This is a genomic window from Ruegeria sp. BJ6 (genome assembly GCF_056537885.1).
Map to the genome: position 1 here is coordinate 98092 of NZ_JBQFSG010000009.1, position 15323 is coordinate 113414.

General features: G+C 57.4%; 12 protein-coding genes. 8 read left to right on the top strand and 4 right to left on the bottom strand.

All coding sequences use genetic code 11. The features are described 5' to 3' along the window. Positions 1-20: 20 nt before the first annotated feature. The 6 genes from ACR0D6_RS17255 (at position 21) to ACR0D6_RS17280 (ending at position 9370) form a co-directional block, all read left to right on the top strand. On the top strand, positions 21-2414 hold the full coding sequence (locus ACR0D6_RS17255; protein WP_480766410.1) for a GcvT family protein: 2394 nt from the start codon (positions 21-23) through the stop codon (positions 2412-2414). Beyond that, a complete protein-coding gene (locus ACR0D6_RS17260) occupies positions 2411-4825 on the top strand; it encodes a GcvT family protein (RefSeq protein ID WP_480766411.1) in 2415 nt (804 codons plus the stop codon). The genes ACR0D6_RS17255 and ACR0D6_RS17260 overlap by 4 nt, the downstream gene beginning before the upstream one ends. 9 nt (positions 4826-4834) lie before the next feature. Further along, positions 4835-5599: a sulfotransferase-like domain-containing protein gene (locus ACR0D6_RS17265; protein ID WP_480766412.1), complete on the top strand. Its 765-nt coding sequence runs from the start codon at positions 4835-4837 to the stop codon at positions 5597-5599. Between the two features lie 199 nt (positions 5600-5798). Further along, the gene (locus ACR0D6_RS17270) at positions 5799-6758 is read left to right on the top strand and encodes an ABC transporter substrate-binding protein (protein WP_480766413.1); all 960 of its coding nucleotides are present in this window, start codon (positions 5799-5801) and stop codon (positions 6756-6758) included. Positions 6759-6824: 66 nt separating this feature from the next. Continuing rightward, on the top strand, positions 6825-7880 hold the full coding sequence (locus ACR0D6_RS17275; protein WP_480766414.1) for a quaternary amine ABC transporter ATP-binding protein: 1056 nt from the start codon (positions 6825-6827) through the stop codon (positions 7878-7880). Beyond that, entirely contained in the window at positions 7877-9370 is a 1494-nt protein-coding gene (locus ACR0D6_RS17280) for an ABC transporter permease (RefSeq protein ID WP_480766415.1), read from the top strand. Before ACR0D6_RS17275 ends, ACR0D6_RS17280 begins: the two co-directional genes overlap by 4 nt. A 252-nt stretch (positions 9371-9622) precedes the next feature. Here ACR0D6_RS17280 and ACR0D6_RS17285 read toward each other — a convergent pair whose 3' ends face one another. Beyond that, entirely contained in the window at positions 9623-10387 is a 765-nt protein-coding gene (locus ACR0D6_RS17285) for a nuclear transport factor 2 family protein (protein WP_480766416.1), read from the bottom strand. Between the two features lie 180 nt (positions 10388-10567). Here ACR0D6_RS17285 and ACR0D6_RS17290 point away from each other — a divergent pair, with 180 nt between their 5' ends. After that, positions 10568-10945, top strand: coding sequence for a winged helix-turn-helix transcriptional regulator (locus ACR0D6_RS17290; protein WP_170653025.1), 378 nt, complete (start codon positions 10568-10570; stop codon positions 10943-10945). Between the two features lie 188 nt (positions 10946-11133). Here ACR0D6_RS17290 and ACR0D6_RS17295 read toward each other — a convergent pair whose 3' ends face one another. The 3 genes from ACR0D6_RS17295 to ACR0D6_RS17305 are packed head-to-tail and all read right to left on the bottom strand — an operon-like array spanning position 11134 to position 14315. Beyond that, complete coding sequence (locus tag ACR0D6_RS17295; protein ID WP_480766417.1) at positions 11134-12684, bottom strand: TRAP transporter large permease; 1551 nt, start codon at positions 12682-12684, stop codon at positions 11134-11136. Next, positions 12677-13177, bottom strand: coding sequence for a TRAP transporter small permease subunit (locus ACR0D6_RS17300; RefSeq protein ID WP_480731400.1), 501 nt, complete (start codon positions 13175-13177; stop codon positions 12677-12679). The genes ACR0D6_RS17295 and ACR0D6_RS17300 overlap by 8 nt, the downstream gene beginning before the upstream one ends. A 52-nt stretch (positions 13178-13229) precedes the next feature. Beyond that, complete coding sequence (locus ACR0D6_RS17305) at positions 13230-14315, bottom strand: TRAP transporter substrate-binding protein (protein WP_170653031.1); 1086 nt, start codon at positions 14313-14315, stop codon at positions 13230-13232. Between the two features lie 132 nt (positions 14316-14447). Here ACR0D6_RS17305 and ACR0D6_RS17310 point away from each other — a divergent pair, with 132 nt between their 5' ends. After that, positions 14448-15170 (top strand): GntR family transcriptional regulator, encoded by a 723-nt coding sequence (locus ACR0D6_RS17310; RefSeq protein WP_480766418.1) that lies wholly within the window; start codon positions 14448-14450, stop codon positions 15168-15170. Positions 15171-15323: the final 153 nt, after the last annotated feature.

Below are 15323 nucleotides of genomic sequence, written 5' to 3' on the forward strand. Positions count from 1 at the left end.
GACAGGGAGGAGTTCCGGGAATGGCAGGAACCATCATCATCGGCGGCGGCGCAATCGGGCTGAGCCTGGCCTATCATCTGGCCTCAGCCGGAGCGAGCGACGTCCAATTGCTGGAGCGCAACCAGCTGACGTCCGGGACCAGTTGGCATGCCGCCGGGATTGTTGGCCCCCTGCGCGCCACACCGAACATGACCCATCTCGCCATGTATGCCGGTACGCTGTTTCCGAAGCTGGAAGAAGAAAGCGGTCTTTCCACCGGCTATCGCCAAACCGGTGGTTATTGGCTGGCCCGCGATCTCAACCGAATGGATGAGTTGCATCGGATCGCATCGCTGGGCCGTCACCTCGGTCTGACCCCTGCAATCGTGGGGCCGGATAAGGTTGATGTCCTCGGCCTCAACCCCGATGGGCTGGTGGGTGCCTTGCGGGTCGAGGAAGACGCCAATGTGAACCCGGTGGATCTGTGCATGGCATATGCCAAAGCTGCGCGCGCCAAGGGGGTGCAAATCCGCGAAGGCGTGCAGGTCGACCGGCTGTTGGTTGACGCAGGCCGGATCAAGGGCGTTGCGCTGGCCGACGGGTCCGAATTGCTGGCCGACAGTGTGGCGCTGTGTGCCGGAGCGTGGTCAAAGAAGCTTGCCGATGCGGCAGGTGTGGCTCTGCCGCTGCAGGCTGTTGAGCATATGTATGTGGTCACCGAACCGATGGCCGGGCTGCCCAATCCCTATCCGGTACTGCGCGATCTGGACCGTGGGTTCTACGTCAAGGGGGACGCGGGCAAGCTGGTCATCGGCGGTTTTGAACCGAATGCGAAATGCTGGGATGCCTTTGGCCCCGAGGGTGATCGCCCGTTTCTGGAGATGCCCGAGGATTGGGATCAGTTCATGCCTTTCATGGAAGGCGCTTTGGAGTTGATCCCGGCATTGGCCGAAACCGGCATCCAACACTTCATGAACGGGCCGGAAAGCTTTACCCATGACACTCGCCCTCTGATTGGCCAGACACCCGAAGTGGACGGGTTGTACGTTGCGGCCGGTATGAATTCGGTCGGTGTCATGTCCTCGGCGGGCGTCGGGCGGGTCCTCGCCGACTGGATGATCGAGGGCGAAGCACCGATGGACTTATGGGAGGTCGACGTGGCGCGGGTCGATCCATTGGCCGCCGCAGCCAGCCATATTAAAACCCGCATGCAAGAAGCAGTGAGCGACGCCTTTGCCCTTCATTGGCCTTTCAAGCAACCCAAAGCCGGGCGCGGCCTGCGCAGTTCCGCCTTGCACGACAAATGGGCCGCCGAAGGGGCTGAATTCGGCCTGACCGCAGGCTGGGAACGCGGGCTGTGGTATGCGCAGGACGACAGTGAACGTGCTCTGCCTTATTCCACAGGTGAACAGTCGTGGCAGGAGATCGCCCACCGCGAGGCTGCGATCATGGAGCATGGCACGGCGCTGCTCGACCTGTCCCCGTTCGGGAAATTCGACATCTTCGGGCCGGACGCGCTGGCGCTTTTACAATATCTCGCCACTGCGAATATGGACGTCGCACCGGGACGCGCGGTCTATACGCCGCTGCTGAACGCGCGGGGCGGGGTTGAGGCGGATGTCACATTGCTGCGGCTCGGGCCGGATCACTTCCGCATGGTGTCCGGAGCGGCGACCCGACAAAAGGATTTGGCGTGGCTCAGGCGGCACGGTTCGGGCCGAGATGTGATGATCCGGGACGTGACCGAAGATGAGGTGGTGATCGGCGTCATGGGTGCCGGGTCTCGCGACACGCTGGTGGCGCTGTCTGACGCGGATTGGCATAGCTTTCCGTTTTCAACCGCACGGGATGTCATAGTGGCGGACGTGCAATGTCGCGCACAACGGGTAAGTTTTGTGGGCGAACTGGGGTGGGAACTTTACATTCCAGCACAGCTGGGCGGGCCGGTGTTTGATGCGCTCACAACACAAGGCGCGCGCCCGATGGGTCATTTCGCGCTGGATGGCTGCCGGATCGAGAAAGGGTTCAAGCACTGGGGTCACGATCTCGGGCCAGATATCTCTCCGCTGGAAGCCGGGCTGGGATTTGCAGTTGACTGGGAGACCGATTTTCTGGGCAAAGAGGCACTGGTCCGGCAGAAGGCAGACGGTCTTCGACGTCGCGCGGTGATTTTCGAGCTGCCTGACAAACCACTTATCCTGCATGACGAACTGATCATTGAAGACGGTCGGGTGGTCGGAGCGACCACCTCGGGTGCGCGGGGGGCACGCACCCGCAAGACCTATGCTCTGGGGCTGATCGAGATCGCCGTCGGAGAAACTCTGTCCGAGACTTGCACCCGCAGCTTCACTGTTGATGTGGCAGGCACACACTATCCGGCGATCCCGCTAATGCGCCCGCCATTTGACCCAAAGAACGAACGGATGAAATCATGACAGTCACGCAAGCTCAGGTCTTGATCATTGGCGGCGGTGCTATGGGAGTATCGCTGATGTATCACCTGACCAAGGCGGGTTGGTTGGACGTGGTGCTGACGGAAAAGAACGATCTCACCCACGGATCAACATGGCACGCGGCGGGCTTGTGCACGCATTTCGCCCATAACCCGACCATTCAGGAATTGCGCGCAACCTCGGTTCGGCTGTACCGAGACATACTGCCGGAAGAAACCGGCGGCACCTGTGGCTTTCACCGCTCGGGCGCGATACGGATCACCTCGAATCCGGATCGGATGGACGAGTTTGCCCATGTTGCCGGGCTCAGCCGGTTCACTGGCTATGACCTGCAGATGTTGACCCCCGAAGACGTGGAACGTCTGCACCCGTTGGCCCGGACCGAAGGGCTGCTGGGCGGAATTTACGAGCCCGATGACGGGCATGTGGACCCGTCGCTGGCCACCAACGCCATGGCACAGGTGGCGCGCAAAAACGGGGCGACGATCCTGCGCTACAATCCGGTGACCTCGATCCGCCGCGAAGGCGACCTTTGGGTGGTCGAAACCGAAAAGACCACGATCCACGCCCGTCATCTGGTCAATGCCGCGGGCACCTGGGGGTGGGAAATCGGGCATATGATGGGGCTGAACATCCCCTCGGTTCCTGTTCTGCACCAGTATCTTGTGACCGATACGGTGAGCGCGGTGGCTCATCGTATCGCGGCTGGCTTGCCCGAACTGCCGATGATCCGTGACCCCGAGGAAAGCTGGTATGTGCGGCAAGAGCGCGACGGGCTGATCCTTGGCCCCTATGAAAAGAACGCCGAGGCCTGGTCGATCGACGGGTGCCCGCCTGATTTTGGGGCTGACCTTATGCCTCCTGATCTGGATCGGGTCGAAGACATCATCATGATGGCGATGGCGCGTATTCCGGCACTGGAAACAGGCGGAGTGAAATCGGTTGTGAATGGCCCAATCACCTTCACGCCTGACGCCAACCCTCTGATTGGCCCCGCCCATGGTCTGCCAAATGCCTGGCTGCTCACCGGGTCGTCGATGGGCGTGATGGAAGGCGGTGGTGCGGGTTGGTTCCTGTCCCATTGGATGACCCATGGCGCGCCACCGATGGATGCGCTGGCAGTGGACAGCCGACGGTTCGGCAGTTGGGCCGACCGCGACTATCGTGTGCAGAAAGCCATCGAGTGTTTCGGCCTGCAATTCGGTGTCCATTACCCGCACGAAGAACGCCCCGCCGCACGCGGCAAACGCCTGTCACCAATCCATGATCGCATGGTCGCACGCGGCGCTGTGATGGGCACAGCCTATGGGTGGGAGCGGCCCAACTGGTTCTCGGAGCAGACCGGGGACGAAGCGGTGCCAAGCTTTCGCCGCTCGAACTGGTTCGACCGCGTGGCGCAGGAATGCGAGACGGTTGCCAACAATGTGGGTCTGGCCGACATTTCGGTCTTCTCCAAATTCGACGTGACCGGCCCGGATGCCCGCGCCTTTGTGGACAGTATCGGCGCAAACCGCGCGCCCAAAACCGGGCGCATCGGCCTGACTCATGCGCTTACGCCGGCAGGTGGGACGCAATCGGAATTCACTGTCAGCGTGCTGGCCGAGGACCATATCTACCTCACTTCCGCCGCTGCGGCGGAAGAGATGGATGACGACCTTCTGCGCGCCCGTGCCGAAGGTTTTGACGTCACCATCAGCCGCGTGACCAAGGATTTCGGGGTGCTTGGCCTGATGGGGCCTAAATCGCGGGACGTTCTTTCCGGGCTTACCGATGCTGATTTGGATGCCGGTTTCCCATGGCTATCCGTGCGTGAAATCGACGTGGCCGGAATTCCGGTTCGGGCACTGAGAGTGTCTTATGTCGGCGAGCTCGGCTGGGAATTGCATGTGAAATCCGCACACATGCTTGCCCTGTTTGAAGCGCTGGAAGAGGCCGGGCAACCGCATGGTCTGGGCTTTTTCGGAGCCTATTCGATGAACGCGATGCGGTTGGAAAAAGGTTACCGTGCCTGGGGGGCGGATTTCACAACCGAGCGCACCCCGGCGGAAACCGGTGCCGGTTTCATGATCAAGATGGATCATGACTTCATCGGAAAGAACGCTCTGGCTGAACGCATGAAGGCCGAGGATCGCTGGGACATGGTGCTGCTGGATTTGGACACTACCGATGTGGATCCCTACTACGCCCATGGCGTCTATCAGGGAGATCGCGTGGTCGGTATCGTCACCTCGGCAGGTTTCGGGCATCGCACCGGCAACACCCTTGCGCTGGCGTATCTGCGCGACCGATCCGCGCGTGACGGGTTGAGCGTCGAGGTTCTGGGACAGCGTCGTAGTGCTTTGGTCCTTGACCAACCGCCGTACGATCCGGGAAATAACCGTATGAAAAGCTGAGGTCTGCCCATGTCTGCACATCCGATTTTCGTGCTCTGGGCGCATCCCCGCTCCATGTCCACCGCGACCGAGCGGATCATGCGGGAACGGGGGGATCTGGACTGTGCTCATGAGCCTTTCATGTACGACTACTATGTGCATCGCAAAATAAGGGTGATGCCGCATTTCGACGTGCAGGAAGGCCACCCTACGCGGTACGAGGATATTCGTGACATGCTGTTGTCACGCGCTTCAACCCGGCCCGTCTTTTATAAGGACATGGCTTATTATGTATTGCCCAGAATCCTTGAGGATGAAGAGTTTCTCAACCGTCTGACCCATGGGTTTCTGCTGCGCGATCCGGTGGCCTCAATAGCGTCCTATCACCGACTTGATCCCGAGGTGACCTGCGAAGAAATCGGGCTGGAGGCGCAACGGAGTCTATTTGACGGGATCGTAGCGGCGACCAGGCAAGCTCCGCCGGTCATCTCGGCCGAAGATATGCGCGCTGATCCCCGCGGTGTGATGGGGGCACTCTGGCAAAGGTGGGGTCTGAGCCCGGCGGATCACGCGTTTGACTGGCAAAGAGAGGTGCCGCGTGACTGGGGCCAGGTCGAAGGCTGGCATGGTGATGTGAGCCAGGCGAAAGGTATCCGCCCGATGGATGCGGATGAACGCCAGCAGCAGCTCGACCGCTTTGAAGCGCAGGCGAAAACGGCGCCGCAGTTACGCAAATATTTCGATCACCACCTTCCGCATTACCAGACATTGATGGCGAAAAAGCTGAGCAATTAATGGCCGGTTTGCTGACTTGGTACCCGTTCTTCAGCGGGGTCTATCGGTATGCGACCTGCCCAACTGACCCGCCCGTCCGCCATCGCTTGTGTCCTGTACTAATAGGCTCAATCAGTTTCCCTAATCATGCAAGAAAGGACGATACAAAGCGGCGTTTTTCATCAAGGCTCCCCCCATCCAAAACAGGAGGAACCAACTCATGAAACGCAAGGCTATGCCCTTTGCTGCCGCTGCTTTGGGGCTCGCTCCGCTGGCTGCCGCCGCCGCCGATGTGGTCATTCCGGACCCCAACTATGCCTCGGGCCGGGCCACGGCCTACGCCGTCAAGGCGATCATCGAAGAGGCTTTGGGGCTTGAGGTTGAAATGGTCACGACCACAGCCGTCCCGGTGATCTGGGAAGCGATGGCCCGCGGCAACGGCGAAATAGACATCTGGACTGAAACGTGGCTTCCGAACCAGTCGGGTCTGGCCGAGAAATACATCACAGGAGAGAAGTCCGTGGTGTTGTCCGGCAATCCGTTCGATGCGGTGCAAGGCTATTGTGTAACCGGCGAGACCATGGATGAACATGGAATCAAATCGGTCTATGATCTGGCGAATCCGGCCAATGCCGCCTTGTTTGACACCAATGGTGACGGCAAGGGCGAAATCTGGATCGGCCCGCAGGGGTGGCAGTCGACCAATACCGAAACGATCCGCGCCCGGGACTACGGCTTTGCCGATTTCTTTGAGCTGCAATCCACCGACGAGGCCGTCGCAACTGCGGGTCTGGACGCAGCATCAAAAGCAGGCAAACCCTGGGTCGGCTATTGCTATGGGCCACATCAGAACTTTGCCACCTATGATATCCGCCTGCTGGAAGAACCGCCCCACGACCCGGCTGCGTTCGTGATGGTTCAGCCGGCGGTTGACCCGGACTGGCAGGCCAAGTCCAAAGTCGCCTCGGCCTATGCAGACACCAAGGTGCATGTCAGCTGGTCCGCCACCCTGGCTGAACGTCAGCCCGCGCTGGTGCCACTTCTGGAAAACATTCAGCTGTCCGCCGAGGATGTGAATGCCTGGTCTCTGGAAATTGTGAACGGGGCTGAACCCGCCGATATCACCTCGGCCTGGGCCAAGGAAAATACCGCCAAGATCGCGGGCTGGATGGCCCACTAAACCTTAAATGGGGCGGCGCATAGCCGCCCCACAGGCTGCGGATTCGGTAAGGTAGAAGGGATGGCCATGACCGATGACACCGTAATCGAACTTAACGGGGTGTGGAAGATTTTCGGGGAACGGGCGGCCGAAGCTATGGTGGCCGCACGTAATGGCATGTCCAAGCCCGAAATCCTCAATTCCTATGGTTGTGTGCTGGGCGTGTCCGACGCCAGCCTGAGCGTGCAAAGAGGCGAGATCTTTTGCGTGATGGGCTTGTCTGGATCGGGCAAATCAACCTTGGTCCGGCACGTGAACCGGCTGTTGGAACCTACTGCAGGTGAGGTGCGGATCGAGGGTGAGGATATTCTGGCCAAGTCCGATTCCGATCTGCGCGATATGCGGGCCACCCATATAGGCATGGTGTTTCAGAATTTTGGTCTGTTGCCGCATCGTTCGGTGCGGGAAAACGTATCCCTACCATTGGAAATTCAGGGGGCATCCCTGAATGAACGCTATGAAAGTGCCGAAGCAGCGTTGGCCAAAGTGGATCTGTCAGGTTGGGGGGATCGCCTGCCCTCCAGCCTCTCGGGCGGTATGCAGCAGCGCGTCGGGCTGGCCCGAGCGTTGGCGGCTGATCCTCCGATCCTGTTGATGGACGAACCGTTCTCGGCGCTTGATCCGCTGATCCGGCGGCAATTGCAGGATCAGTTCATGCATCTAAGCCGTGAGATGGGCAAAACCACTATGTTTATCACCCACGATCTGGATGAGGCGATCCGGATCGGAACGCGGATTGCGATTATGAAGGACGGGGCCGTTGTGCAAATCGGCACTGCCGAGGAGATCGTTGCCAACCCGCAGGATGATTATGTGGCTGATTTCGTGGCCAATATCTCTCGCCTGAATGTCGTACATGCGCACAGGATAATGGAACGGGTCGACGAATGGTCCGCGCGCCATCCCGATCATCCCCCTGTGACAGAATTCCCGGTTGCAAAGACCGAAATGACCCTATCGGACCTGATCAACCTAGCGGTCGACGCCAACAGCCCAACAGCAGTCAGGGATGGGCAAGGTAAAATCGTGGGCGTGATTGATCAGGCGCAGCTTTTGCGCGGTATCAAGGGGGAAGTGGGATGAGCAAGGTGCAACAGGATGACTTCACCACTTTGGTCGCCACCTTCACGGCCCGCAACAGTGCCTACTACGGCGATGTCTTCAATCGGGTGGCTGACACGCAGGGGCTGGCGCTGATCCCGAACCTGTACGCTGGTCTGCTGGGCCCGATCTGGCTGGGCGCTCGGGCACTTTGGGCTGCTTTCTGGCCAGCCTTCGTGATTGAGATTTTTGCCGTGGTGCTGATCGGAGTGGGTGTGTTTGGGGATCTGGGCGGTGATGCCATTGCCCGTGCGGATCGGCTGGCTGCTCAGGCGGCAGATCGCATGGCGGCGGCAGAAGCGGCGATTGCAAGTGGCAACAGCTTGGGGGAAAGCATGAAAGCTTCAGCTGAAGCCATTGCCGAAGCCGCTGAAAAAGCGCGGGGCGAGGCGGATGCCGCACGCGCCGATGCGCCCCTTTACATTTTTAGTGGTCTGGCTTTGTTGCTTGCCGTCCGTACGGCGATTGCGTTGCTTGGCAACGCGGCTTTGGCGGCGCGGTTTCGTCAATGGCGTGGCGCGCCCGAGTTGCCTCATGGACTGCCACCATTGCGTATCGCCTTTGCGACCTTTCTGGTGGTGATTTGCTATCCTCTTGCTGTTTACCGATTTTCCACCAGCAACACGCCAAAATGGCTTGAGGTTTTCCCCGCCGCCACGGATTTCCGCAATGCGGTGTCTCAGGCGATTGACGGTGGTGTCGCCGCCATTGCCGATAACCTGACTTGGTTGTTTTCCGGCGTTACAGCCGTGATTAACGGAGCTTTGAGCCTCATGGAAACCGCGCTGGTCGTGACGCCATGGCCGATTGTCATGATGGCTGTTCTCGCCATTGCATGGCAGGTCTCTGGCCGCCGCGTGGCGATCTTCTCGGGCGCGGCACTGGCCTATCTTGCGTTTCTGGGTTTTTGGGAAAAGAGCATGGCAACAGTTGCCCTTTTGGGCACGGCGGCCTTTCTCTGCGTCGTAATCGGCATTCCTATTGGCATCTGGTGCGGGCGCAAACCGAAGGCTTACGCCTATGTTCGGCCGGTACTGGATTTCATGCAAACCATGCCCGCCTTTGTATATCTGATCCCGGTCATCGCTTTCTTCGGCATCGGTAAACCTCCGGGAATTATCGCGACATTGGTCTTTGGGATGCCGCCTGTCATCCGTCTGACCGCGCTGGGGATCGCCGGGGTTCCGGATGACATCCGCGAAGCAGCGACTGCGTATGGGGCCACCAGGCGGTTCCTGCTGTTCAAAGTAGATCTGCCGCTGGCCATGCCGTCAATCATGACCGGTGTGAATCAGACGCTGCTGATGTGCCTGTCGATGGTGGTGATCGCCTCGTTGATTGGTGCCAAAGGTCTGGGCGAAGACGTACTGAGCGCGTTGCAATATGCTGCCGTGGGACAAGGGATTCTGGCCGGGCTCGCAATTCTGATGTGTGCCATGGTGCTGGATCGGATTGTACAGGGGCGAGGCTAAAGGGAAGAGCACTTCGCGAACTACTTTGCCTGTTTCGGTTTTTACGCACAGGCAAACATGAAACCAGCCCTTGTAGCGCGGTAAGCTGAAAGGCAGACTTGGACCGCCCACATCTAAGTTACGCGAGCTTTTCCTCAACATGATGCGTATGCTCCGAGCAAACCCAGAGTTCTTGTTGTTGTGGTCTGTTCGAAGGCCCAGTTTCTTAAATTGGCGGGCCTGCAAATTCCGGCCCGCCAAATTTCCTGTGGCTCAGAACTTACCGTTCTCGTGCGCCATTTCTGCAGGGGTGGGCGAAACAACGTCCCAATGCTCGACGATCTTGCCGTCCTCAACGCGCCAAAGGTCGAAGAAAGCCCATGGTTTCTCGCTAACCGTGGCATCCGAGGCTACAAAGACAAAGTTTCCTTCTGCCACCACGATCTGCGGCTCGAACTTGGTAATGACATTTCCTTGTTCGGCCCAAGCTTTGGTGCCCTCCATCAAGCCATCAATCCCATCGGCCAGCATTGGATTGTGCTGCATGTAGACCTCAGAATACATGGGGGCTTTTTCCGGCGCGCCACCGCCTAAGACGTCGCGCACAAATCCAAGAACCAACGCCTTGTTCTCTTCAGTTTTATCGAGATCGGTGATCTCGGTCGCTCCATCGGTCATACCACGGCCAGAGACTGTCGTTTCAGGAACTGGCTGCAAATTGTCCCAATGCTCTGCAACTTTGCCATCCTCCACCCGGAATATGTCGAACGCGGCAAGGGTCGGCGCGCCAAAGGCGTCTGCTTTATTAAAAGTGCTGTGCAGAACCACCAAATCGCCTTCGGTGATGACCCTATGCGTGGTTGCGGTCATTCCGGATTGTTCGACCAAAGGTATCAGGCCAACTAACCCGTCGGCTCCGGTCGGGACCTGTGGGTTGTGTTGGATGTAATCCGGGGTAACGAGTTGCCGTGCAGCTTCCGGGTCGTGATCGGCAAAGGCAGCGGTAAAGAGTGCGATTACAAGTTCTTTAGGAGACATAGCATATTCCTTGATTCGTATCCTCTCGATATGTGGTAGCAAAAACATACTACATTGCAATTACGTACTTTAAACTGACTTGGTACGTTCAACACTACTGCCATATAGTTCAGGGTGTTGTGCAAAAGACGATGCATAGCTATGATGTCCCCTAGTTTCGAAACAATACCAGAGACTGATATGCTACCTGTGGGTGTTGCCAACAAAGCAGAAGCCTCCAACTGCTCAATCCGCTCCGTGCTATCCAATGTGACCGGCAAATGGCGGATGATCATCATCCTAGCGCTGGAGGATGAGCCGAAACGCTTTGGCGACCTCAAACGCTGCATCGGAGACATCACGCAAAGTGTGCTTACCGAGAACCTGCGTGGATTGCAGCGCGACGGTTACTTGACCCGCACCGTCGATCCCGGCCCGCCGGTGGCTGTATCCTATGAATTGACGCCTTTGGGCCGAAGCTTACTTGAGATGTTGAAGCCACTCGTCTTCTGGTCGCATGAACAGATGGATGAAGTCAGGCAATTTCGCATGCAATTCGACCGTGAGCAGGCGAGTTGACTTCAAGCCAGACCTAGAACTAAGAACTTCAACGGGCGGCTTTGTCGGCGAAGTGTAAATTCGCCAGCCCAATAAATATTGCACCTGTGTCCAATGCCCGCTCTTTCGTCATTTGCCATCTGATCCTGAGCGTCCGGAAAGTGCGGTTCTCAATCAGGCCTCTGCCAGCGACGCTGGATTGACCGAGCTCAGAACAAAAGCGCAGGCAACAGGGTTGCGATCTCGGGCAGGAACCAGATGACGGTTACGGCGAGTATCTGGATCAGAATGAAAGGAGCCACACCGGCATAGATTTGGCCGGTGCTAAGTTCCTTGGGGGCAACACCACGCAGGTAAAACAGGGAGAACCCGAAAGGTGGCGTCAGAAAGGACGTTTGCAGGTTGATTGCAATCAGGACCGACAGCCAGACCGGGTCATGTCCCATCAGGATGAGGGTGGGCATGACCAAAGGCAGAACAATCACCGTGATCTCGACGAAGTCCAGGAAAAAACCCAGAAAGAAGATGAACAGCATACAAAAGAGCAGTGCGCCGGTTGGACCACCCGGTAGGTCGGACAACAATTCATGCACCCGCTCTTCGCCACCAAGGCCGATGAAGACCAGCGAGAAAATTCCGGCCGCCAAAATGGTGGCGAAAATCATGGACGTCATTGTCAGCGTAGAGGTCAGAGCCGGTTGAAGCGTTTTCTGCGAGATCAACTGCTTAACGGCGAGCAGAATGGCAACTGCACCGATCAGGGTCAGCACCATGTACCCCCCGCCCATGGTGTAATCGAAGGCGCTTAGATCGCTGCGCTGCAAACGAACCGGATAGAGACTGGCCCCTATAGCCAAAAGCACCAGGCAAGCGGTGCCCAAAAGCAAGAACTTTCGTGACTCTCCTACCTTGATCGCCGCCATCAGGACCGCCCCCAGCCCTCCAACGGAGGCTGCCTCGGTTGGTGAGGCAACTCCGCTCAGAATTGCGCCAAGCACTGCCAGAATGAGCAGGATTGCCGGTACAATGGCCGACAGCGTCTCGGACAAAGGCAACCGGACATCGGCATCTTTGAGAACCGGAACATCTGCGGGGCGTAGAAAGCCCCGGATCAGAATGTACAGAATATAGAGAACTACCATCGTTAGGCCGGGCAGCAAGGCGGCAGCAAAGATCTGCCCCACCGAAATGGTGTCTATTGCAAACTTCCCCTGCTCATACTGCGCCTGTTGATAGGCATTTGAAACGACATCTGACAGAATGATCAGCAGCGTGGACGGCGGAATAATCTGGCCGAGTGTGCCGGACGCACAGACAATTCCGGCGGCCAATCGCGGATCATACCCTGACCGCAACATTGTCGGCAGCGCGATCATGCCCATAGCGATAACGGTTGCACCCACGATGCCGGTCGAGGCCGCAAGCAGCATGCCGACAAGAACAACGGAAATCCCCAGCCCGCCACGCAGGCTGCCAAAGGACCTCCCCATCTTGTCCAGCATCTCTTCGGCGATCCGACTTTTTTCCAACACTGCGCCCATCAGCACAAATAGCGGGATGGCAATCAGAACACCGTTGGTCAAAAGGCCGAATATGCGTTGCGACATTGCACCCAGCAATGAGATGTTCATCACCCCGAGTGACCACCCCAGAAAGGCGAAAGCTATTGCGGTGCCCGCTATACTGAAAGCCACGGGGAAACCTGAAAGTACTGCCGCCATCAGGGCCGCGAACATCAGAAGGTCGAGATATTCAGTCACGAGCCTCGCCCCCAATCAGAATACGCAACACTTCCGATACGGATTGCATCAGCAGAAGTATGCAAAAGGCCGGAATCAGCGTTTTCAGAAAAAACACCGCCTTGATCCCACCAACGGAAATCGGCCCTTCAAGAATGCTCCATGAATTCACAACGGCAGGCCAGGACCAATAAAGCACGGCGATCATGGTCGGCATTAACAGAAACAGGTGACCAAAAAGATCTATCCGACGTCGGCCGGCATCACCCAATCGGTTATAAAAAATATCCACGCGCACATGCCCGTTGACCAAAAGCGTGTATCCGGCCCCCAGCATGAACAGGGTGGAGTGCATGTACAGAACGGATTCGTTCACTGCCACATCGCTCAGCCCAAATACGTACCGAGCGACAACAACCATAAACTGAACCAGCACCATAGCCAGCGCCAGCCAACGAACAACTGATCCAACCGCTTGGCTGAATCCATCCAAAGTCTGAACTAGTTTCTGCACGTTTTGCCTCAAATGTAATCCGGCGCACGGTTTCGCGCGCCGGATGTGCGGATCAGTAACCCAACACGCTGGAACGCGCGTTCATCTGGCCATTGTCTGCATAAACCATATAGGGACCGACTGAATCCCGATACGCCAGGAAGCTTTCGGTGATCCGCCGAACCAGCTCATCTTCATCCTGTGCCAGCTCATCCATAATCTCGACTGCTGCGGCGCCCATTGCCTGCACGACATCATCGGGCAATTTGCGGACCTGGACACCCTCGTCAGCGACCAAATGGGCCAAGGCCTGCGCGTGCTTGGTCGTATATTCGGTCCAGACCGGATTATAGAGGCTTTCGCAAGCAAAGCTGACCGCCTGCTTGAGGTCATCCGGCAATTCGGAATAGGCATTGGCGTTTACGGCGCATTCCTCAGCCGAAGATGGCTCGCCAACCCCGGGCCAATAGTAATTTTTGGCAACCTGCTGGAAACCCACTGCACTATCCGTCCAGGGACCGATAAATTCGCCAGCATCAAGCGCGCCTGTCTGAAGCCCCTGGAACATATCCCGCGGCCCCATGGCCTGAACCGCCATGCCGATCTTTGAACACATCTGCGAAGCAAGACCTGTTGTTCGGAATTTCAACCCCTTCAGATCATCAAGCGAGTTGATCTCGTCGCGGAACCAACCCTGCCATTGCGGGCCGGAGTTGCCGCAAAGGAATGGCTTCAGGTTGAAACGGGCGTATATCTCATCATACAGTTCCTGCCCACCTCCGTGATACAGCCATCCGAACTGCTCATCCGCACGCAGACCAAAGGGTTGCGAACCAAAGAGCAGGATGCCTTTTGACTTAGAACCCCAATAGGCCGGAACCGCATGATAAAGTTCGGCCGTTCCCTCGGAGACCGCATCAAAGACACCTCGTCCGGGCACCAATTCTCCGGCGGCATGGAGTTTAATCTCCAATCGCCCGCCCGACAGGGTGGTGATCCTGTCAGCCAGCATCTGCGCTGCCACGCCGGGCCCGGGCAGGTTTTTAGGCCAGGCGGTTACCATGTTCCATTGCCGGATGTCCTGAGCAACTGCGGGTGCTGCCAGTGAAGTCGCCGCTGCGCCAAGCACGCCGGCTGTCACGAATTCTCTGCGTTTCATTGTATCCTCCCAAATAGCGAACGGGATTAAGCCGTTGCCAAAACTTTTTAAGCATGCACATATTAATGGTGTCAATATCAATTTGGATGGCGGTGAACTGGTGCGTTGGCCATGACCTCCTTTCCAAATTAGGTGTACGCGAAAAAAGTACGGGTTCTGACCATGGGTAAAAACTGGGTAGACATACGAGACGAAATCAGGCGGCGGGTGCTGGAACGTGAACTTTTGCCTGGTGCAAAACTGCCAAATGATCAGGAACTTGCAGTCGAATTTGATTGCTCAAGAACGACCGTCCAACGTGCCATGCTTGATCTGGCTCAGAGCGGGACCGTAAACCGACGCCGCAAGGGTGGCACCACGATCACACTTCACCCGATTACACGCACGACCTTTGATATTCCGATAACTCGGCTGGAAATCGAGGCGGCTGGAAATGAGTACAGTTACTTTCTGGTATCTCGTGAAATTCTCGTTTCGCCCCCGCGCGTTGCTTCGTCATTCGGACTGGCCGAACCGACAGAGATGCTGCACGTCACGGCTTTGCACATGGCCAACAAACAGCCTTACATCTTCGAAGACAGATGGATTGCCCATGAAACCACGCCAGAAATTCTGGATGTTGATCTCAGCCGCGAAAGCGCGAACGAATGGTTGATCCGAAACCGTCCCTACAGCGATTGTGAAGTTCGCTTCCTTGCCAAAAGAGCAACCCACCAAGAGGCTGAACTATTGGCATCCGACGTCGACGAAGCCCTGTTTGTCATGGAACGAACCACCTGGATCAATGGCGCTCCGATTACGATGGTTCGAGCGATAGCAAAGCCCGGGTATCAGTTGGTGGCGAAGGCAAATTGAACTTAGTGTTCAACAGAGTGTAGTAATAGCATTCTCCAATATGCACTCTACAGTCAGTTTCGACTAAGACACAAAGCTCCAATCGACATGAGCCACTTCTTGAAAATTCTCACCGTGACCCGATCTTGGTCGCCGAGTCGACAAACGAATTAA